This window comes from Allobosea sp. LC85 (genome assembly GCF_000735605.1).
GTDB lineage: Bacteria > Pseudomonadota > Alphaproteobacteria > Rhizobiales > Beijerinckiaceae > Allobosea.
Map to the genome: position 1 here is coordinate 156182 of NZ_JPKG01000007.1, position 19607 is coordinate 175788.

17 protein-coding genes are annotated in these 19607 nt (G+C 66.4%); 14 read left to right on the top strand and 3 right to left on the bottom strand.

Annotation, left to right across the window (positions count from 1 at the left end):
- From FG93_RS04350 to cysN, 14 genes are all read left to right on the top strand, one after another.
- A complete protein-coding gene (locus tag FG93_RS04350) occupies nt 1-1551 on the top strand; it encodes an ABC transporter substrate-binding protein (RefSeq protein WP_043232236.1) in 1551 nt (516 codons plus the stop codon).
- 83 nt (nt 1552-1634) lie between these two features.
- Nucleotides 1635-3185 (top strand): ABC transporter substrate-binding protein, encoded by a 1551-nt coding sequence (locus FG93_RS04355; protein WP_043232238.1) that lies wholly within the window; start codon nt 1635-1637, stop codon nt 3183-3185.
- A gap of 31 nt (nt 3186-3216) precedes the next feature.
- A complete protein-coding gene (locus FG93_RS04360) occupies nt 3217-4161 on the top strand; it encodes an ABC transporter permease (RefSeq protein WP_043232240.1) in 945 nt (314 codons plus the stop codon).
- Entirely contained in the window at nt 4158-4973 is an 816-nt protein-coding gene (locus FG93_RS04365; protein WP_043232242.1) for an ABC transporter permease, read from the top strand. Before FG93_RS04360 ends, FG93_RS04365 begins: the two co-directional genes overlap by 4 nt.
- Complete coding sequence (locus FG93_RS04370) at nt 4973-6634, top strand: ABC transporter ATP-binding protein (RefSeq protein ID WP_043232244.1); 1662 nt, start codon at nt 4973-4975, stop codon at nt 6632-6634. The genes FG93_RS04365 and FG93_RS04370 overlap by 1 nt, the downstream gene beginning before the upstream one ends.
- A gap of 145 nt (nt 6635-6779) precedes the next feature.
- A complete protein-coding gene (locus FG93_RS04375; protein WP_244448493.1) occupies nt 6780-8267 on the top strand; it encodes an FGGY-family carbohydrate kinase in 1488 nt (495 codons plus the stop codon).
- 260 nt (nt 8268-8527) lie between these two features.
- Nucleotides 8528-9469: an ABC transporter permease gene (locus FG93_RS04380; protein WP_043232248.1), complete on the top strand. Its 942-nt coding sequence runs from the start codon at nt 8528-8530 to the stop codon at nt 9467-9469.
- Nucleotides 9470-9516: 47 nt separating this feature from the next.
- Nucleotides 9517-10458 (top strand): sugar ABC transporter substrate-binding protein, encoded by a 942-nt coding sequence (locus tag FG93_RS04385; protein ID WP_043232250.1) that lies wholly within the window; start codon nt 9517-9519, stop codon nt 10456-10458.
- A gap of 64 nt (nt 10459-10522) precedes the next feature.
- Nucleotides 10523-11296, top strand: coding sequence for an ATP-binding cassette domain-containing protein (locus tag FG93_RS04390; protein ID WP_043232252.1), 774 nt, complete (start codon nt 10523-10525; stop codon nt 11294-11296).
- Between the two features lies 1 nt (nt 11297).
- On the top strand, nt 11298-12224 hold the full coding sequence (locus FG93_RS04395) for a nucleoside hydrolase (protein WP_043232255.1): 927 nt from the start codon (nt 11298-11300) through the stop codon (nt 12222-12224).
- Nucleotides 12225-12237: 13 nt separating this feature from the next.
- Entirely contained in the window at nt 12238-12756 is a 519-nt protein-coding gene (locus FG93_RS04400) for a hypothetical protein (RefSeq protein ID WP_152579299.1), read from the top strand.
- Nucleotides 12757-12912: 156 nt separating this feature from the next.
- Complete coding sequence (locus tag FG93_RS04405; protein WP_081881294.1) at nt 12913-13734, top strand: phosphoadenylyl-sulfate reductase; 822 nt, start codon at nt 12913-12915, stop codon at nt 13732-13734.
- Complete coding sequence (gene cysD / locus FG93_RS04410; RefSeq protein ID WP_043232260.1) at nt 13731-14633, top strand: sulfate adenylyltransferase subunit CysD; 903 nt, start codon at nt 13731-13733, stop codon at nt 14631-14633. Before FG93_RS04405 ends, cysD begins: the two co-directional genes overlap by 4 nt.
- On the top strand, nt 14633-16267 hold the full coding sequence (gene cysN / locus FG93_RS04415; protein ID WP_052513366.1) for a sulfate adenylyltransferase subunit CysN: 1635 nt from the start codon (nt 14633-14635) through the stop codon (nt 16265-16267). The genes cysD and cysN overlap by 1 nt, the downstream gene beginning before the upstream one ends.
- 50 nt (nt 16268-16317) lie before the next feature.
- Here the strand turns inward: cysN and FG93_RS04420 are convergent, their stop codons facing one another.
- From FG93_RS04420 to FG93_RS04430, 3 genes are read right to left on the bottom strand one after another with little or no spacing between them, the layout of a single operon-like run.
- A complete protein-coding gene (locus FG93_RS04420; RefSeq protein ID WP_043232262.1) occupies nt 16318-16725 on the bottom strand; it encodes a RidA family protein in 408 nt (135 codons plus the stop codon).
- A gap of 45 nt (nt 16726-16770) precedes the next feature.
- The gene (locus FG93_RS04425; protein ID WP_043232264.1) at nt 16771-18414 is read right to left on the bottom strand and encodes a benzoate-CoA ligase family protein; all 1644 of its coding nucleotides are present in this window, start codon (nt 18412-18414) and stop codon (nt 16771-16773) included.
- A gap of 1 nt (nt 18415) precedes the next feature.
- Complete coding sequence (locus FG93_RS04430) at nt 18416-19606, bottom strand: acyl-CoA dehydrogenase family protein (protein WP_043232266.1); 1191 nt, start codon at nt 19604-19606, stop codon at nt 18416-18418.
- Nucleotide 19607 lies beyond the last annotated feature (1 nt).

The following is a 19607-nucleotide window of genomic DNA, read 5'->3' on the forward strand; positions in this document are numbered from 1 at the left end:
GTGAGCCCGAAGGCGTCCCTGGCTGTTGCCCTGACCCTTGTTGCTGCGCCGGTCCTGGCGCAGCAATCGACGATCAATGTCGCGCTCAATGCCGACATTCGTTCAACCAACCCGGGCGTCAACCGGGACGACAATACCGATGCCGTCGTGCTGCATATGGTTGAGGGTCTGGTCGGCTACCGCGAGAACGGCGCGGTCGCGCCGTTGCTGGCGGAGTCGATCGCGGTCTCGCCCGACGGCCTGACCTACACCTTCACGCTGCGCAAGGGCGTGAAGTTCCACAATGGCGCGGTCATGACCTCGGCCGATGTGCTGTGGAACTGGAACCGCTACATGGACGCCAAGACCGACTGGCGCTGCCGGGCGGAGTTCGACGGCCGGACCGGCATGAAGGTCACGAGCGTCGACGCACCCGATCCGTCGACCTTCGTCATGAAGCTGGAAAAGCCGAGCGCGATGTTCCTCGACACCATGGCGCGCACGGATTGCGCCATGGTCGCGATCATCCACAAGGATTCGCTGAAGGCCGATGGCAGCTGGGACCGGCCGATCGGCACCGGCCCGTTCACGCTCGGCGAATGGCGACGCGGCGAGTTCGTCTCGCTGAAGCGCTTCGACGATTATGTCTCGCCTCCCGGCGAGCAGCGCGACGGCTATGTCGGCCGCAAGCAGGCCCTGGTGCCGGAGGTCAAGTTCCTCTCCATCGCCGATGGCGCCACGATCAAGGCCGGCTTGATGTCGGGCGCATTGCATGTCGCGGACATTCCCGATTCCGACATGCCGGAAATGAAGAAGAGCCCCAATATCGAGGTCATGAGCGCCCCGAGCGCAACGAAGCACGCCTTCCTGTTCCAGACGCGCGATGCCTTGCTGGGCGATGTCCGGATGCGCCAGGCGATCGCGGCCGCGCTCGATCTCGACCAGATCGTCGCGCACACCTCGAACGAGCTCGGCAAGACCAACAATTCGGCGATCTATGTCTCGTCGCCCTATTACAGCGACGTGCAGCGCCAGCGTTACAGCTATGACCTCGCCAAGGTGAAGAAGCTGCTCGCCGAGGCCGGTTACAAGGGCCAGCCGATCAAGCTGATCGCCAACAAGCGCTCGACGGTGCCGAGCTTCCCGGCCGCGGTCGTGGCCCAGGCCATGCTGCAGGCCGCCGGCATCAACAGCGAGATCGAGGTGCTGGAATGGGCGACCCAGCTCGACCGATACGCCAAGGGCAACTTCCAGATGATGTCCTTCAGCTATTCCGCCCGCATCGATCCTGCCCAGAGCTACAACCAGTTCAGCGGCCCCAAGGACACATTCCCGTCCAAGGCCTGGGACAGCCGGCGTGCTGACGAGCTGATCGAGAAGGCGACGCTCGTCGGCGATCCGCCCGAGCGCCAGAAGCTGTTCGACGAGCTGCACAAGCTGATGCTCGCCGAGGCGCCGCTGATCTTCCTCTACAATCAGGTCGACACGGCGGGGGTCTCCAGGAAGCTGCGTGGCTTTGCCCCCTGGGTCGCTGGAAAGCCGCGGCTCTGGGAGGTCAGCTTCGCCAACTGACGCGTTATCCCTGGCCCGCGCCAGATAGGCCCGGGCCAGCACATCTCAAAACCAAGAAGAACGACGACAACAGGGACATCGACATGAACCGCATCTATGCCTCGGCCTTCGCACTGGCGACCTCAGCTCTCGTAGCTGGTCCGGCCGCCGCCCAGTCCGTCACGGTCGCGGTCGCTGCCGATATCCGCAGCTCCAATCCCGGCGTGAACCGCGACGACAACACGGATGATTTCGTGCTGCAGCTCGTCGAGGGGCTGGTCGGTTATGCCGAAGATGGCACGGTTGGGCCGCTTCTCGCCGAAAAGGTCGAGATGTCGGCCGACGGCAAGGCCTACACCTTCACCCTGCGCAAGGGCGTGAAGTTCCACAATGGCGCGGAGCTGACCTCGGCCGACGTCGTCTGGAGCTGGAACCGCTACATGGATCCGAAAACGGAGTGGCGCTGCCTGTCCGAATTCGACGGGCGCAATGGCCTGAAGGTTGAGGCGATCGAAGCTCCCGACGCCAACACCGTCGTGATGCGCATCAACTCGCCCAGCGCGCTCTTCCTCGACGCGCTGGCGCGCACCGACTGCGCCATGGCCGCCGTCATCCACAAGGACTCGCTGAAGGCCGACGGCTCCTGGGACAAGCCAGTCGGCACCGGACCGTTCAAGATCGGCGAGTGGAAGCGCGGCGAGTATTTCACCATGACCGCCTTCGACGGCTATGCGTCAGCGAAGGGCGACAAGCGCGATGGCTATATCGGTTTGAAGAAGACGCTCATCAAGGACGTGAAGTTCCTGGTCGTCCGCGATCCCGCGACGGTGAAGGCCGGACTGACCTCGGGCGCCATCGACATGGCCGAAATCCTCCCGAGCGACGTCGAGGAGCTGCGCAAGAATCCCAAGCTCGACGTGAAGATCGCTCCGAACGCCGTGCGCCACACCTTCCTGTTCCAGACGCGCGACCCGCTGATGAAGAACGTCAAGCTGCGCCAGGCCATCGCCGCCTCGCTCGACATGACCGAGTTGGTCGCCGCGGCCTCGAGCAATCTCGGCACGCCGAACAATTCGGCGATCTATCCGAGCTCGGCCTATTTCGGCCCCGTCGAGAAGCAGGGCTTCAGCTATGACCCGGCCAAGGTGAAGAAGCTGCTCCAGGAGGCCGGCTACAAGGGCGAGAAGATCTCGATCGTCGCCAACAAGCGCCCGACCGTGCCGAGTTTCCCGGCCGCCGTCGTGGCTCAGGCGATGATGCAGGCTGCCGGCATCAATGCCGAGATCGAGGTCCTGGACTGGGCGACCCAGCTCGATCGCTACAACAAGGGCAATTACCAGATGCAGTCCTTCTCCTATTCGGCGCGCTTCGACCCCGCGCTCGGGTTCGAGCAGTTCGCCGGGCCGAAGGACAAGCAGCCGCGCAAGGTCTGGGACAATGCCGAAGCGCAGGCGCTGATCGACAAGTCGATGGTCATCTCGGACAAGGCCGAGCGCCAGAAGCTCTTCGACGATTTGCACAAGCGCATGATCGAAGAGGTGCCGCTGGTCATCTACTTCAACGGCCTCGACGTGATCGCGCATTCCAAGCGCGTGCGCGATTTCCAGCCGTGGCAGTCGAAGATGCGGATGTGGGGCGTCAACCTCGCCAATTGAGGCGAAGGTCCGACGGGGAGGGTAAGCACCAATGCTGCGTTTCGCGCTCACGCGCATCTTGATGGCGTTGCCGACACTGTTCATCGTGGCAGTCTCGGTCTTCGTCCTGATTCGGCTGATCCCGGGTGATCCAGCCCAGCTCATGCTGGGCGACCTTGCCGATCCGGCGAGCCTGGCCGATCTGCGGGCACGCCTGGGTCTCGACCGCAGCCTGCCGATGCAGTTCGTGATCTGGTTCGGCAATCTGCTGCAAGGAGATCTCGGCCAATCGATCAACTCGCAGCAGGCGGTCCTGCCGCTGATCGCCCAGCGCTTCCTGATCAGCGCGCAGGTCGTGCTGGTCGCGGTGCTGTTCGCCTGCCTGGTCGCCGTGCCGGCCGGCGTGATCGCAGCCTGGCGCCAGAACAGCACGCTCGACCTCACCCTGGTCGGGCTGGCGACCCTGCTGCTCTCGATCCCGACTTTCTGGCTCGGCCTGCTGCTGCTGCTGTTCTTCGGGCTGAAGCTCGAATGGCTGCCGGTCGTCGGCTATGTCTCGATCGGCGAGGACACGACGCGCGGCATCCTCTACCTCGTCATGCCGATCCTGACGCTGTTCCTGCACGAGATCGGCGTGATCCTGCGCATGGCGCGCGCCTCGACGCTGGAGGTGCTGCGGCTGGACTACATCACCCATGCCCGGGCCAAGGGCCTGTCGGAAGGGGCGGTGCTCTGGCGCCACGCCTTCAAGAACGCCTTCGGGCCGACCTGGACGCTGATCGGTCTCGTGCTCGGCAACCTGCTCGGCGGCATCGCCGTGGTCGAGACCGTCTTCACCATTCCGGGCCTCGGCCGTCTGCTGGTCGATTCGATCTTCGCGCGCGATTACCCGGTGATCCAGGGCTGCCTGCTCTTCGTCGCCTTCACCTATGTCCTCGTCAATCTGGTGATCGACCTGTGCTATCCCATCTTCGACCCGCGGGTGACAGCCGAATGAAGCTCCCCGCATCCAACGCCCTGCTGGGCGGTCTTCTCATCGGTGTCCTGCTCATCGTCGCCCTCACCGGCGCGGTCTGGACACCCTATGATCCCCTGCAGCTCAGCTTCCGCGCCAAGCTCGCGGCGCCGAGCGCCATGCACTGGCTCGGCACCGACGAGTTCGGCCGCGACGTGCTGAGCCGCCTGATGGCGGGCGCCGCGACCAGCGTCTGGATCAGCCTGCTGACCGTCACGCTCGCCGTGACGCTGGGTACTTTGATCGGCATCTTCAGCGGCTATATCCGCGGCTGGCTCGACCGCATCGTCATGGCCTTCAACGACGCGCTGCTCGCCTTTCCCGGCATCCTGCTGGCGCTTGGCCTGCTCGCCGTGGTGGGGGCCAACAAATACGGCATCATCGTCGCGCTCGGCATCGCCTATGCGCCCTCGGTCGCCCGCATCGTGCGCGGCACGGTGCTGTCGCTGCGCGAGCGCGAATACATCGCCGCCTCCCGCGTGATGGGCAATTCCGAGTCCTTCACCATGGCCCGGCACATCCTGCCGAACTGCATCGCGCCGCTGACCGTGCTGGCGACTTCGATGTTCGGCTATGTGCTGCTGGCGGAGAGCGCGCTCTCCTTCCTCGGCCTCGGCGTGCCGCCACCGGCCCCGACCTGGGGCAACATGCTCGCCGGTTCGCGGCCCTATATCGGCCAGGCCGTCTGGCTCGGCATCTTCCCCGGCCTGTGCATTTCGCTGACGCTGCTCGGGATCAATCTTCTCGGCGATGCGGTGCGCGACAAGCTCGACCCGCGCATGAGGGGGATGTGATGGCCTCGTCCGAAACACTTCTGCGCGTCGACGACCTCACGCTCGAGATCGGCCGCACCGGCAAGCGCGTCGTCAACGGCGTCAGCTTCTCCATCTCGCCGGGCGAGATCGTCGGCATCGTCGGCGAGTCCGGCTCCGGCAAGACCCTGGCGGCGCGCGCTCTGATGGGCTTCGTCCCGCCAGCGGTCCGGCGCGTCGCCGGCTCGATCAAGTTCGAAGGCCAGGACGTCACGACCATGGAGCCGAAGCAGCTGCGCGCCATGCGCGGCTCGCGTGTCGGCATGGTCTTCCAGGAGCCGATGACCTCGCTGAACCCGTCGATGCTGATCGGCCGGCAGCTCGACGAGGGGTTGGCGTTGCATCGCAAGCTCAGTGCGAGCGAGCGCAAAGAGCTGATCCTCGACATGCTCAGGCGTGTCGGCATCCGCGATCCGGACGGGGCGCTGACCTCCTATCCGCATCAGTTCTCGGGCGGCATGCGCCAGCGCATCATGCTGGCCTCGGTGATGCTGCTGAAGCCGGCGCTGCTGATCGCCGACGAACCGACCACGGCGCTCGACGCCGTGGTGCAGCGTGACGTGCTCGAGCTGATGGTCGACCTGACCAAGGCCAACAACACCGCCGTGCTGATGATCAGTCACGACCTCGGCATGATCGCGCGCTATTCCGACCGGGCCATCGTGATGTGCCAGGGCGATGTCGTCGAACAGGGCCAGACCCAGGAGCTGCTGGCGCGCCCGCAGCACCCCTATACGCGCAAGCTGCTGGCCGCGATGCCGCATCGCGGCCCGGCGCGCGCCCTGCCGGAAGCCGGGACGCCGATCGTCTCGGTGCGTGATCTGGTGATCGACTATGGCGGCCGCCAGGGCTTCTTCCGCAAGGAGGCGCCGAAGCGCGCGCTGCATGGCATCAGCCTGGATGTCGTGCCGGGCCAGGTCGTCGCCGTCGTCGGCGGCTCCGGCTCCGGCAAGACGACGCTCGGCCATGCGATCGCCGGCCTGATCAAGCCGACCAGCGGCGAGATCCGCTTCGAGGGCAAGCCGATCGACAAGAGCGAGACGGCCTATTGGGATTACCGTCTGAACTGCCAGATGGTCTTCCAGGATCCCTATTCCTCGCTCGATCCGCGCATGACCATCGGCGATCTCGTGGCCGAGCCGCTCAGGCTGGTCCCCGGCATGAGCGCCGCCCAGAAGGCGGCACGCCTGCAGGAGGTGCTGACCGAGGTCGGTCTCGCCGACGGCTTCGCGTCACGCTATCCGCACGAGCTCTCCGGCGGGCAGCGCCAGCGCATCGCGATCGCACGCGCCGTGGTGCGCCGTCCAAAATTCGTGATCGCCGATGAGCCGGTCTCGGCCCTCGACGTCACGGTGCGGGCGCAGGTGCTGGAGCTTTTCGCCGAGCTGCAGCGGCGCCACGGCTTCTCCTGCCTGTTCATCAGCCATGATCTCGGCGTGGTCGAGCAGGTCGCTGACCGTGTCGTGGTGATGAACGAGGGCCGGATCGTCGAGGAGGGGACGCGCGACGCGATCTTCGACCGGCCGCAGCACGCCTATACCCGCAAGCTGCTCTCAGCCGTGCCCGGCCTCGAAACCGCGCCGGACGGCGGCGTGCGCCTGTTCTGGCGTCTGGTCGACGAGACGGAAGCCGCGCTCGCCTGATCCCCAACTTCCAGCGGCGGGCGCTACGCGCCCGCCTGCTCCGCTGCTATGAGGCAGGTCCTGGCAGGGGGCGACGGATCAAGGCGATGCGGGTGAGGCTGATGTCCGGCAGGTGCGGTGGCGACGGGAGCATTTGCCCGTGAGCATGGTTCTCGCCTGCGATCTCGGCGGCACCAGTTTTCGCGCGGCTCTCGTCGACGCGGCGGGGCAGCTTCGGGCTCGCCATAGCATCGTCATGCGGGTGCCGGTCGAGCAGGACGGTACCGCCGAGATCGATCCCGAGCTCTGGTGGAGCGCGCTCCGCGAGAGCGCAGCTATACTCCAGGCCTCCCATCCGACGCTCTTCGGGCAGGTCGAGGCATTGGCGATCTCGGCGCTGACACGGACGCAGGTCTTCGTCGATCACGACGGGCAGGTGCTCCGTCCCGCCATGCTCTGGCGCGATACGCGCGCCGGCGCCACGCTGCCCTCGCTTCTGGCTGCGTGCCCGAAGGAGCATCCGGAGACGGCGAGCCTCAATGCCTTCCATCCGCTCGCCCGGCTCTGGTGGCTGAAGCGGTCCGAGCCGGACATCCTCGCTGCGACCGCACATGTCCTCGATCCCAAGGATTTTCTGAATCTGCGGCTGAGCGGGGTCGCGGCGAGCGATACCGTTTCGCTGGCGCGGTTGGACGCGGCTGCAGCAGCAGTTGCTGGAGGCGGCTCGCTGTTCGACGCTGCCGCCCTGCCGGCGACGCTACTTCCGCCGCTGCGAGAGCCGGTTTCGGTCATGGGTCATGTCCAGCCGGGGCTGGAAGGAGCGCTTGGCCATCTCGCCGGCCGGCCCGTCATCGCCATGGCGAACGATACCTGGGCGAGCGTCGTCGGGCTCGGCGCCATGCGTCCGGGTTTCGGCTACAACCTATCCGGGACGACGGAGGTGCTGGGTCTCGTCAATGCCCGGGCCGCGTGGGCCGAGGGGCTGATGACGGTTGACTGGGGAGCCGGTCTCACCCAGCTCGGCGGCCCGAGCCAGACCGGGGCCGACACGCTGATCTGGCTGCTCGAACTGCTCGGGCGCTTCCAGGGCGAGCCGGCGCAGGCCGGTGGCGAACTCGTCCGTATCCTGGCGGAACCGCGCGATGCCGACCCGGTGCTCTTCCTGCCCTATCTCCAGGGAGAACGTGTGCCGTACTGGGATCCATCCCTGCGCGGGGCTCTGGTCGGGCTCAATCGCCGCCACCGCGCGGTCGATCTGGCCTGGGCGGTGATGGAGGGTATCGGCTTCCTCAATCGCGTGGTGCTGGAGCGCGCCGAGGCGGCGGCCGGCCGGCCGATTGCGGAACTTCGCTTCGGCGGAGGCGGGGCTGCCAATCCCCACTGGTGTCAGGTCAAGGCGGATATCCTCGGCCGGCCGGTCGGCGTTGTCGAAGGCGAGGAACATGGCCTGCTCGGCGCCGCCATCGTCGCCTGGACCGCTCTCGGACGCTTTCCGGATCTCGCTGTAGCGCAGGAATCACTGGTCAGGCTGGCACGGGTCTACCAGCCGAGCCCGGCCGCGCACGAGCCCTATGACCGGCTGTTTGCACTCTTCCGGCAGGCCGAGCAGGCTCTGGCTCCGATCGGGCGCCAGCTCGCCGGTTGGCGTGCGTGAGGCGGCGCGTGCGGCAAGGGCCTGACGTTGCGCAATTGGGCGTGGAGAATTCGGTCTCAACCCGTTGCGCCGGCTCGCATTCGCCTTTGCCCCGAACTACGGTTCGGCTGTTCCATTCGGTACAGCTTCGGCCGACTCGGATGAAATGCCCGTTCGCCTGCTGTCATGACATGATGTCCCGACCTTCGATCCCGTCTCCCCATCTGCCCTTTGCGACGACCGAAGGGCGCATGGCGCGCCCGTTGCGGGGAGCGCACTAGATGCGTACGCTTGTCGAGCGGCATGGCACCGCATTGGCGGGTCTCGCCCTGATCGGGTTCTTTGTCGCCTTCGCTCCGAATTTCGCGAGTCCGGGCAACCTCCTGAACATCGCCAAGGATACGAGCTTCCTCGCCATCCTCGCACTCGGCTTTGCGCTCGCCCTGACGATTGCCGAGCTCGATCTCTCGATCGCCGAGGTAGCGAGCCTGGCTGCGGTCGCCGCTGGCTGGTTCATCCAGGCGGGCTATGACCCCGCGATAGCGGTCCTTGCCGCTCTTGCAGTGGGCGCCGGGCTCGGGGCCTTCAACGGTTTCGGCGTCACGGTGCTGAAGGTCCCTTCGCTGATCGTCACGCTCGGCACGGCCGCCATCGCCAAGGGCCTCGCCTTCATGATCACGCAGGGGGTCGCGTTCGTCGGGCGCTGGCCGGTCGGCTTCACCGGCCTGGCACGCGGCTCGACGCTCGGCCTGCCGAACCTGATCTGGTTCCTGCTTGCGGCAACCGGCATCTCCTATGTGCTGCTCAAATGGACCCGCACCGGCGCCCATATGGCGGCGACGGGCGAGGCGGACGAGGCGGCCCGGCTCGCAGGCATCGCGACCATGCGGATGAAGCGGCTCGGCCTGCTGCTCGCCGGCGTTTTCGCCGCGCTCACGGCGGTGCTGCTCGCGGCCAGCCTGTCCTCGGCCGCTCCCAACATGGCCGGCGACTATTTCCTCTACGCCATTGCTGCCGTGCTGCTCGGCATGACGATGTTCGAGCCCGGCAAACCCAATGTGGCCGGCACGGTCTTTGCCGCGCTCGTGCTCAAGGTGCTCGGTAACGGGCTCGTGCTGATGGGCGCAGCCTATTACGTGCAGGATATCGTGCTTGGCATCATCATCATCGGCTCGGTCGCATTCTCGGCCAGCGTGGTGCGGAAGGCTGCCTTCAAGGTTTGAACGCAACAACGCCGCGCAGCCATCCGCGCGGTTGGGAGGAGGTAGTCATGAAGTTCGTGAAGATGGTTGCGGCCAGCTGTCTGGTGTTGGCCTGGGGCGTCGGCAGCGCCTCTGCGTTCGAGCTCGGCGTCATCGGCTTCCAGTTCACCTCGGAGACGCATGCGCGCGTTGCAAACGCGGCCGCGGCTGCGGCCAAGGCCAAGGGCTGGAACGTCACGCTTCTGAACTCCGAAGGCGCGCTGCCGAAGCATGCCGAGCAGTTCGAGGCGCTGATCGCCAAGAAGGTCGATGCCATCATCGTCGCCATGGGCAAGCCGGTCGAGGCCGATGCCCAGTTCAAGGCCGCGAAGGACAAGGGCATCCCTGTGATTACGGTGCAGTCCGGCGCCGGGCCGTACTCGCTGTTCGACATCCAGACCAATGAATACAAGGTCGGTGCCGACGCGGCGCTCTATCTGCTCGGGCAGATGGGCTATACCGGAAACCTGATGTCGGTGCGCTTCGACGGCAATATCGCCTCGCGCATTCGCGGCAAGGTGCTCGACGTCGTTCTGTCCGAGAATACGGCTGTCAAGGAAGTCGGCAAGCACGGCATGGCGCGCACCCAGAGCTGGCGCGACGATGTCCGCAGCGGCGTACAGGCGCTGCTCCTGCGCAATCAGGGCAAGATCAACGGCATCTGGGCCTCCTTCGACGGTCAGGCCTACATCATCGACGACCTGCTCAAGGCTCAAGGCGTCAAGAAGGGTGAGATCCCGCTCGTCTCCGTCGATGGCGGCGCCGAAACCTATCGTCGCATTGCCGACCCCGACAGCACCTTCCTCGCGACCGTCACGGTTCCCTTCGAGGAAATGGGCGTGAAGGCGGTCGAGGCCGTCGAGGCAATCGCGGTGAAGAAGCAGCCAGCAAGCACGATCACCACTGGCCCGTATCTCTTCATGGACGCCGTTGTCGTCGACAAGAACAACGTCAAGGACTTCCTGAAATAGGTAGGTCCTCGTGCGGGCCGGCCTTTGCTGCCGGCCCGTTTGCGGGCCTGCGGAGAGCATGCGGATGACAGACAAGGCGGCCTCGGAGCCCATCTTCGCGATGCGCTCGATCGGCAAGAATTACGGCGCCGTCCAGGCACTGAGTGGCATTGATCTCGACGTCCATGCCGGCGAGGTCCTGGCGATCTGTGGCGACAACGGCGCCGGCAAATCGACGCTGATCAAGATCATGTCGGGCGCCGAGGCCCCGACCGCCGGCACCATTCGCCTACGCGGACGCGAGGTGCATTTCCGCTCGCCGCATGATGCGCTCGAGCAGGGCGTGGCGACGATCTATCAGGAGCTTGCGCTCGCGCCGCGCCTGTCGATCGCCGCCAATGTCTTCATGGGCGCCGAGCTGACGCGCCCGCTCGGGCTGCCCTTCCTGCGCGTGCTCGACAAGGCGCGGATGGCGGAAGAGGCGAGGGGTTATCTGCGCCGGCTGTCGGTGCAGATCGAGGACATGACGCGCCCGGTGGAGCGGCTCTCCGGCGGGCAGCGCCAGGCGGTGGCGATCTCGCGGGCGCTTCGCTGGAATGCCGAGGTCATCATCATGGACGAGCCGACCGCTGCGCTCGGCGTCAAGGAAACGGCGCAGGTGCTTGATCTCGTGCGCCATCTCAAGGCGGAGGGCCGCACGGTCCTGCTGATCAGCCACAACATGCGCGACGTGGTCGCGCTGGCGAGCCGGGTGGTGATCCTGCGCAGCGGCCGCAAGCTGCACGACCTGCCGATCGGCAATCTGACACCCGACGATCTCAGCCATCTGATCATGTCCGCCCCGGCGCTGGCGGCCTGAAATGGCACGGCCGATCATCATCGACACCGATCCCGGGCAGGACGACGCGGTCGCGTTGCTGCTTGCCTTCTCGCAGCCGGGCGAACTCGACATCCGCCTGGTCAGCACGGTCGCCGGCAATGTCGCGATCGACCTGACCACCGCCAACGCGCTTCGCGTCCGCGATCTCGCGGCGCGTCCCGATGTCTCCGTGCAGGCGGGTATGGCGCGGCCGATGCTGGAGCCGCTCGAGACGGCAGAGTTCGTGTCCGGCCCCGACGGACTGAGCGGCGCCGGGCTGCCGCCCGCCGGATCATCGGCGGTTCCCGGCCACGCCGTTCAGGGAATCGTCGATATCCTGCGCGCAGCCGTGGATAGCAGCGTCACGATCTGCGCGCTCGGCCCGTTGACCAATGTGGCGATGGCCTTGCGGCTCGCACCGGAGCTTGCGCCCAGGTTACGCGAGATCGTGGTGATGGGCGGCGCCATGGGCCTCGGCAATATGACACCGGCAGCCGAGTTCAATTTCTATGTCGATCCGCATGCCGCGGCCGTCGTCCTCGGAGCGGGCGCTCCTGTCACGCTGTTCGGCCTGCATGCGACGCACCAGGCCATCGCCTCGTCGGCGGCCATGGCGCGGCTGGACGGGCTCGGCACCCGCACGGGGCGGGCGGTGCACGGCATGCTGACGCGTCCACGTCCGGGCGGCCTGGGCACGGCGGCCCATCCCATGCACGACCCGTGCGTCATCGCCTGGCTGCTCTGGCCCGAACTGTTCAAGGGGCGCGATTGCCATGTCGAGATCGAGCTCGCCGGCAATGTCCGGGGCCGATCGACGATTGACTGGAACGGTCGGACGAAGCGCCCGGCGAACGCCTTCGTCGTCAATGAGGTCGATGCCGACCGCCTGTTCGAGCGCATGATCGATGCGCTCGCCCGCCTGCCTTGAGGATTGCTGGATCATGACCCACCCGGTCGACGAGTGTCTCGCCGAGGCCGATGCAGCGATTGCACGCATGAAGGAGGCCGCGATCGCCGCGCGTCACCTGCACGCGCGTGCCGAGTTGATGCGCCATATGCGGACCACGGCCGGCAAGGTCGTCTCACGTCCGCTCGATGAGGCGGTCGCGCTCGTCTCGCATGAATGGATGAAGGCCTGGAGCCTCGATGCCGGCGCTTATCCCGAGCTGGCCCATGACGTCACCGCCTTCACCGCCGCCTTCTGCGCCGATGCGCGCGAGAGCACGGCGCAGACGCAGGCTGCGATCCGGGCTGCCATCGTCGCGCTGGAAGCCGGCTTCCGGCATATCGGCACGAGCCTGAGCGACCAGATGGCCTTCCGCTCGGAATGCGCCCATGGCTGGTGGCAGAGCATCGTGGCCTTGCCGGCCGAATTCCGCGCCACCGATCGCCGCAGCATTCCGCGCGCCGGCGAAGATGCGCCCTTCTGGAGCGCCGGCGCCCAGCCACATTGCGGCTGAGGTCTTCGTCCCCCCGAGATGCCAGCCTCAGCGAAAGGTTCTTCTCTTCAGTTTGTGAAATAAGAAAAACCACACTACCTCAAGTGAATTGCCTCGATGGGCGTTCGGGTATAGCTGAATTGTTCGATTTACAGAACAATACAGGCGGCCAAGCCCATGGCCAGAGACCCCATCGATCCGCACTTTCCTGCGCAGCAGGGCGCGCCCACTGAGGCAATTGTCTTGCCCGAGCGCGCTGCTGAGCTCGTTCGCGCGTTCGGCAAGTCGGATGCGCGCGACCGGCTCATCGGATTGAGCCAGGCGATTCCCGGAAGGATCGTCTTCACCACCAGTTTCGGCCTTGAGGATCAGGTCCTCACCCATCTGATCGCTGGCGCCGGGCTTCCCGTCGAGATCGCCACTCTCGACACCGGCAGGCTCTTTCCCGAGGTCTATAGCCTCTGGGAGGAGACCGAGCGCCGCTATGGCGTAGCGATCCGCCCCTTCTACCCGCGCCATGACGCGATCGAGCTCTATGTTCGTCAGAACGGCATCAACGGCTTTTATGCCTCGCGCGACGCCCGCAAATCCTGCTGCGGTATCCGCAAGGTTGAGCCGCTTGGCAGGGCCCTGGCCGGGGCAGATGTCTGGATCACCGGGTTGCGGGCCGACCAGTCGGCGGCGCGCGGCGGCGTTGCCCTCGCCGAGGCCGATGCAGAGCGCGGCCTGATCAAGTTCAACCCATTGCTCGACTGGTCGCGAGAGGCGGCATTGAGCTTCTCCAAGGCGGAAGGAATCCCGCTCAACCCATTGCACGAGAAGGGCTTTATCTCGATCGGCTGCCAGCCCTGCACCCGTGCGATCGCGCCGGGTGAGCCGGAGCGGGCCGGGCGCTGGTGGTGGGAAGACGACGCGGCCAAGGAATGCGGCCTGCATGTCGGTCCTGACGGGAAGCTGATCCGGGCCGGGGCCGCCGCCCCGGTAGAGGCGCGACCATGATCCAGCTCAGCCATCTGCAGAAGCTCGAGGCCGAGGCGATCTTCATCATTCGCGAGGTGGTGGCGACCTGCGACAAGCCGGTGCTGCTCTATTCGATCGGCAAGGATTCCGCCGTTCTGCTGCATCTCGCCATGAAGGCGTTCTATCCGGCCAAGCCGCCTTTCCCGTTGCTCCATGTCGATACGACCTGGAAGTTTCGCGAGATGATCTCTTTCCGTGATGAGACGGCCGAGCGGCTCGGGCTCGATCTGATCGTCCATGTCAACCAGGACGGGGTCAGGGGCGGCATCGGGCCCTTCGCTTCGGGCTCGCGCGTCCATACCGACGTGATGAAGACGCAAGGCCTGAAGCAGGCGCTCGACCTGTACAAATTCGATGTCGCCTTCGGCGGCGCGCGGCGCGATGAGGAGAAGAGCCGCGCCAAGGAGAGGATCTTCTCGCTGCGTAGCGCAGAGCATCGCTGGGATCCGAAGAACCAGCGCCCCGAACCCTGGCAGCTCTTCAACACCCGCAAGCACAAGGGCGAGAGCTTTCGCGTCTTTCCGCTCTCCAATTGGACCGAGCGTGATGTCTGGGACTACATCGCGCTCGAGAATATTCCGGTCGTGCCGCTCTACTTCGCCGCGCCGCGCCCCGTCGTGCGCCGCGACGGAGCCTGGATCATGCGCGACGACGAGCGCATGGAACTCGCCTCCGGCGAAGTCGTCGAGACCCGGATGGTCCGGTTCCGGACACTCGGCTGCTACCCGCTGACCGGTGCGGTCGAGAGTGAAGCCGCAAGCCTTACCGACATCATTGCCGAGATGCGTGCGTCGCGCGCCTCCGAGCGCCAGGGCCGTGTCATCGACCATGACGGCGCCGGGTCGATGGAGCAGAAAAAGCAGGAAGGGTACTTCTGATGGCCGTCGCCGCCGAGAAGAAGCGCCCTGGCGCCACGGCCCCGCTCCCCGCGAACGATTCCTCCGGACTTGCTGAAAGCGGCCAGCATTCGCTGCTGCGTTTCATCACTTGCGGCTCGGTCGATGACGGCAAGTCGACGCTGATCGGACGCATGCTCTATGAGGCCGGCGCCGTCTTCGACGATCAGCTCACCGCCCTCGACGCCGATTCGCGCAAGTTCGGCACGCAAGGTGCGGAGCCTGATTTCGCGCTGCTGGTCGACGGTCTCTCGGCCGAGCGTGAGCAGGGTATCACCATCGATGTCGCCTATCGCTATTTCGCGACGGAGAAGCGCAGCTTCATCGTCGCCGATACGCCGGGCCACGAGCAGTATACCCGCAACATGGCGACCGGCGCCTCGACCGCCGATCTCGCCATCATCCTGATCGACGCCCGCAAGGGCCTGCTGCCGCAGACCCGTCGCCACTCCTTCATCGTCTCGCTGGTCGGCGTCCGCCACGTCGTGGTTGCGATCAACAAGATGGACCTCGTCGGTTACGACGAAGCGGTTTTCGACCGGATCGCAGCGGACTATCGCGCGGCGGTGAAGAGCCTCGGCTTCAGGTCGATCGACATCATCCCGGTTTCGGCTAGGGACGGCGAGAACGTGATGCGACCCTCAGCCGCGATGCCCTGGCATGCGGGACCGGCGCTGCTGCCTCTGCTGGAGGCGATCGTCGTCGAGCAGGAGACACGCGACGAGGCGGGTTTCGTCTTGCCCGTGCAATGGGTGAACCGGCCCGATCTCGATTTCCGTGGCTATGCCGGCACAACGGCCCGCGGGCGCGCCCGCGTTGGCGATGCCGTCACGGTACTGCCCTCCGGGCGCAGCAGTACGATCGCGCGGCTGATCACCCCATCAGGCGAAGCCAGGAACGCGGCGGCAGGACAGGCCGTCACCCTAACCCTGGCTGATGAAATCGACATTTCGCGCGGCGACGTCATCGCTTCCGCGGCGAGCCCGGTTCCGGTGCGGCGCGAACTCCGGGCGCGGCTGCTCTGGACCGGCGAACGCGCCATGCTGGAAGGCGGCCAGTTCGTCCTGAAGCTCGCGACGCAGGCCGTGAACGCCACGATCGGCGCGCTGGATCACAGCATCGACATCGAGGGCTTCCGGCCGGTGCCGGCGCAGGTCCTGCGTATGAACGGGATCGGCCTCGTGACGCTGCGGCTCGACCGGCCGCTGGTCATGCTGCCCTACGAAGAGAGCCGGGATCTCGGCGGCTTCATCCTGATCGACCGGATCAGCAACGAAACCGTCGCCTTTGGTTTCGTGGCCGCCGAGCCGGGAGCGGGGCAAAGCCTGCATCCGTCGGAGGCGCTGGGCACGGCCGATCGCCTGCGGCAGGCGCGCAATCGCCTGATCGGCGCTCCCGGCACGCCGGATCGCCGGCTTTGGTGGAGCGCAGTGAGCTGGCGGCTGCTCAGCACGGCGGGACTGTTTGCGGCCGCCTTTGCACTGACCGGCCGGCCCGGCGTCTCGGGCGTCCTCGCGCTCGGCGACCTCGCCCTGCGCCCGACATTGCGCGGCCTTCATGCCCGGCTGTGGCAGAAGCATCCGTCGGCCGCCCTCCAGGACGGCGCCGGCATCTGATCAATCGTGTTCGCTTCGCCAGATGCGCGACGGCGCGGGTCGTTGCTTTCTCAGCGCGCGACCACCGCCGTCGCTTCGATCTCGATCAGCGCCTGCGGCTCAACCAGTGCAACGACCTGAACAACCGCCATCGCCGGAAAATGCCGGCCAAGGGTCTCGCGATAGATCGGCCCCATATCCTTCAGGCTGGCGCGATAGGTCTCGATGTCCGTGACATACCAGGTCAGCCGCACGATATCCTCGATGCGCCCGCCGCCAGCCTCGACCACAACCTTGATGTTGGCGAGGGTCTGACGGAGCTGCGGCAGAAAGCCCTCGGCGAAGACACCGTGTTCATTCCAGCCGACGAGGCCGCCTGTCACGAGCACACGGCCTTCAGCGACCATGCCGTTGGCATAGCCGCGCGGCACCGGCCAGCCCTCGGGCAGGATCGCGCGTGATGCTGGAGCGTTCGACATGGTGGAGCCTCGGTCCTCGGCCGTTTCGGCCCGTTCTTGGGGAAATCAGGTCTCGACGAGCGCCATCTGGCGCAGTGCGAAACGCTGGAGCTTGCCGGTCGGCGTCTTCGGCAGAGCCGGGACGAACGCGATGGCGCGCGGGTATTTGTAGGGCGCGATACTCGCCTTCACATGCTCCTGCAATGCCTTGGCGAGGGCCGTATCGCCGCGGATGCCCTCGCGCAGCACGACATAGGCCTTGACGATCTGGCCGCGGTCCGGACAGGGCGCAGCCACCACGCCGCATTCGGCGACATCGGGATGGGTGAGGAGGCAGGCCTCGACCTCCGGTCCGGCAATGTTGTAGCCGGCAGAGATGATCATGTCGTCCGAGCGCGCCTGGTACCAGAAATAGCCGTCCGCATCGCGCAGATAGGTGTCGCCGGTGATGTTCCAGCCGCCCTGCGCGTATTTCGCCTGCCGTTGATCGGAGAGATAGCGGCAGCCGGTCGGTCCGCGCACGGCGAGGCGACCGGGAGTGCCATCGGGCAGGGGATTGCCGGCCTCGTCGACGATCCGCGCCTCGTAGCCCGGCACAGGCAGGCCGGTCGAGCCCGGCCTTATCGCCTCGCGCGGGGCGGAGATGAAGATATGCAGCATCTCGGTCGCGCCGATACCGTCCATCAGCGGCAACCCCGTCCGCTTCTGCCAGGCCTCGAAGGTCGCATTCGGCAGGGATTCCCCAGCCGAGACGCAGATGCGCAGCGAAGAAATGTCGCGGCCTTCCAGCTTGTCGAGCATGGCGCGATAGGCCGTCGGCGCCGTGAAGCAGACGCTCGCCTTGTGGCGCTCGATCGCCGTGACGAGATCGGCGGGGGCGGCCTTGTCGGGCAGCACCATCGCGGCGCCGATCCGCATCGGGAACAGCACGAGCCCGCCGAGCCCGAAGGTGAAGGCGAGCGGCGGCGAGCCGATGAAACGGTCATCCGGTGCCGCCTTCAGCACGCGCGCACCATAGGTGTCGCAAATAGCGAGCAGGTCCTGGTGAAAATGCATCGTGCCCTTGGGCTCGCCGGTGGTGCCGGACGTGAATCCGATCAGGCAGACATCGTCGCGGGCGGTGTCGGCGGCGGTGGCGTTCTCATAGCCCGCGCGCGCCATCAGGGTTTCGAGATCGGCGGGCGTCCCGGCGCCCCAGGTCACGATGCGCAGGAGCTCGGGAGTCTGCGTCTGGGCCGCCTGCAGGTCATCGATCAGCCGGTGGTCGCACAGGGCCAGCGTGATCTTCGCCTTGCGGATCGGGTAGGCGAGTTCGCCGGCTCGCAGCATCGGCATGGTCGCGACCGCAACGCCGCCCGCCTTCAGGACAGCGAGATAGGCGGCGACCATCATCGGCGTGTTGGCGGCCCGCAGCAGCACGCGATTGCCTGGCTTCATCCCGAGATCGCGGGTCAGCACATTGGCGATGCGATTCACGCGCTGGGCGAGCTCGGCATAGCTCCAGACTTCACGGTCCGAGATGATGGCGATGCGTTCGCCGCGGCCCTCGCTGACGTGACGGTCGAGCAGTTCGGTCGCGACATTGAGCCGCTCGGGATAGGCGAGACCGGCATCTGTGACCTTGAGGTCGGGCCAGCTGTCGCGCGGTGGCAGATTGTCCCGCGCGAAACTGTCCAGATGTCCTGACCGCACGAACTCCGCCTGTGCCATCTCAGCCTCCGCTCATGGCATGCGCCTTCAGGAGATCGCGCGCGATGACGACCTTCTGAACTTCGCTGGCGCCCTCATAGATCCTGAGCGCCCTGATCTCGCGATAGAGCTCCTCGACCTTGATGCCCCTGGTCACGCCGAGCCCGCCATGGATCTGCACGGCGCGGTCGATGACGCGCTGGGCGTTCTCGGTTGCGACGAGCTTGGCGAGCGCAGCTTCGCGCGTGACGCGCGGCGCGCCCTTGTCCTTGGTCCAGGCCGCCCGGTAGACCAGCAGGGCCGCAGCATCGACCTCGGCTGCGCTGTCGGCGATGGCGGCCTGCGAGAGCTGGAGATCGCCAAGCGTTCCTCCGAAGAGCTTTCTGCCATTGGCGTGCGACACGGTCTCATGCAGCGCGCGCCGGGCGAAGCCGAGCGCCGCGGCGCCGACCGTCGAGCGAAAGATGTCGAGCGTCGCCATCGCGACCTTGAAGCCGTCGCCTGGCCCGCCGATCCGATTGCCGACCGGGATACGGCAGGCCTCGAAGCGGAGCGTGGCGAGCGGGTGCGGTGCGATCACATCGATGCGCTCTGCAATGCTCAGGCCGGGCGTATCGGCCTCGACCAGGAAGGCAGAAAGCCCGCGCGCGCCGGGCGCCTCGCCTGTCCGCGCGAAGACGACATAGTGGTCGGCGATGCCGCCATTCGAGATCCAGGTCTTCTCGCCGTCGATGCGGACATGGGTATTGCCGTCGGGCGTGGCCGTCGTCGCCATCGCGGCGACATCCGAGCCCGCTTCCTTTTCGGAGAGCGCAAAGGCCGCAATGCGCCTGCCGTCGCGGATGCCCGGCAAAATGCGGGCCTGCATGGCCTCCGAGCCGGCAAGGGAGATCGAACCGGTGCCGAGCCCCTGCATGGCGAAGGCGAAATCCGCGAGCCCGTCGCGCGCCGCAAGAATCTCGCGGGCGAGGCAGAGCGTCCGGACATCGAGAGCCTGGCCGAGACCGCCATGCGCCGCCGGCACGACAGCCCTCAGGAAGCCGGCCTCGCCAAGCGCCTTTACCCGCGCCCGGCAGGCGGCATCGACATCGTCATGCGGCAGGCCGGGCAAAGTGGCATCGGCCCAGTCCGCGAGATTTCTGGCGAAGGCGCGATGACGGTCCTCGAAGAACGGCCAATCGAGCGTATCGCCGAGAATGCCGATCCCGATCATC

What these genes read in the sequence shown, in the direction of transcription:
- FG93_RS04355 (WP_043232238.1), top strand. Translation starts at nt 1,635, where the DNA reads ATGAACCGCATCTATGCCTCGGCCTTCGCACTGGCGACCTCAGCTCTC.
- FG93_RS04360 (WP_043232240.1), top strand. Translation starts at nt 3,217, where the DNA reads ATGCTGCGTTTCGCGCTCACGCGCATCTTGATGGCGTTGCCGACACTG.
- FG93_RS04365 (WP_043232242.1), top strand. Translation starts at nt 4,158, where the DNA reads ATGAAGCTCCCCGCATCCAACGCCCTGCTGGGCGGTCTTCTCATCGGT.
- FG93_RS04370 (WP_043232244.1), top strand. Translation starts at nt 4,973, where the DNA reads ATGGCCTCGTCCGAAACACTTCTGCGCGTCGACGACCTCACGCTCGAG.
- FG93_RS04375 (WP_244448493.1), top strand. Translation starts at nt 6,780, where the DNA reads ATGGTTCTCGCCTGCGATCTCGGCGGCACCAGTTTTCGCGCGGCTCTC.
- FG93_RS04380 (WP_043232248.1), top strand. Translation starts at nt 8,528, where the DNA reads ATGCGTACGCTTGTCGAGCGGCATGGCACCGCATTGGCGGGTCTCGCC.
- FG93_RS04385 (WP_043232250.1), top strand. Translation starts at nt 9,517, where the DNA reads ATGAAGTTCGTGAAGATGGTTGCGGCCAGCTGTCTGGTGTTGGCCTGG.
- FG93_RS04390 (WP_043232252.1), top strand. Translation starts at nt 10,523, where the DNA reads ATGACAGACAAGGCGGCCTCGGAGCCCATCTTCGCGATGCGCTCGATC.
- FG93_RS04395 (WP_043232255.1), top strand. Translation starts at nt 11,298, where the DNA reads ATGGCACGGCCGATCATCATCGACACCGATCCCGGGCAGGACGACGCG.
- FG93_RS04400 (WP_152579299.1), top strand. Translation starts at nt 12,238, where the DNA reads ATGACCCACCCGGTCGACGAGTGTCTCGCCGAGGCCGATGCAGCGATT.
- FG93_RS04405 (WP_081881294.1), top strand. Translation starts at nt 12,913, where the DNA reads ATGGCCAGAGACCCCATCGATCCGCACTTTCCTGCGCAGCAGGGCGCG.
- cysD (WP_043232260.1), top strand. Translation starts at nt 13,731, where the DNA reads ATGATCCAGCTCAGCCATCTGCAGAAGCTCGAGGCCGAGGCGATCTTC.
- cysN (WP_052513366.1), top strand. Translation starts at nt 14,633, where the DNA reads ATGGCCGTCGCCGCCGAGAAGAAGCGCCCTGGCGCCACGGCCCCGCTC.
- FG93_RS04420 (WP_043232262.1), bottom strand. Translation starts at nt 16,725, where the DNA reads ATGTCGAACGCTCCAGCATCACGCGCGATCCTGCCCGAGGGCTGGCCG.
- FG93_RS04425 (WP_043232264.1), bottom strand. Translation starts at nt 18,414, where the DNA reads ATGGCACAGGCGGAGTTCGTGCGGTCAGGACATCTGGACAGTTTCGCG.
- FG93_RS04430 (WP_043232266.1), bottom strand. Translation starts at nt 19,606, where the DNA reads ATGATCGGGATCGGCATTCTCGGCGATACGCTCGATTGGCCGTTCTTC.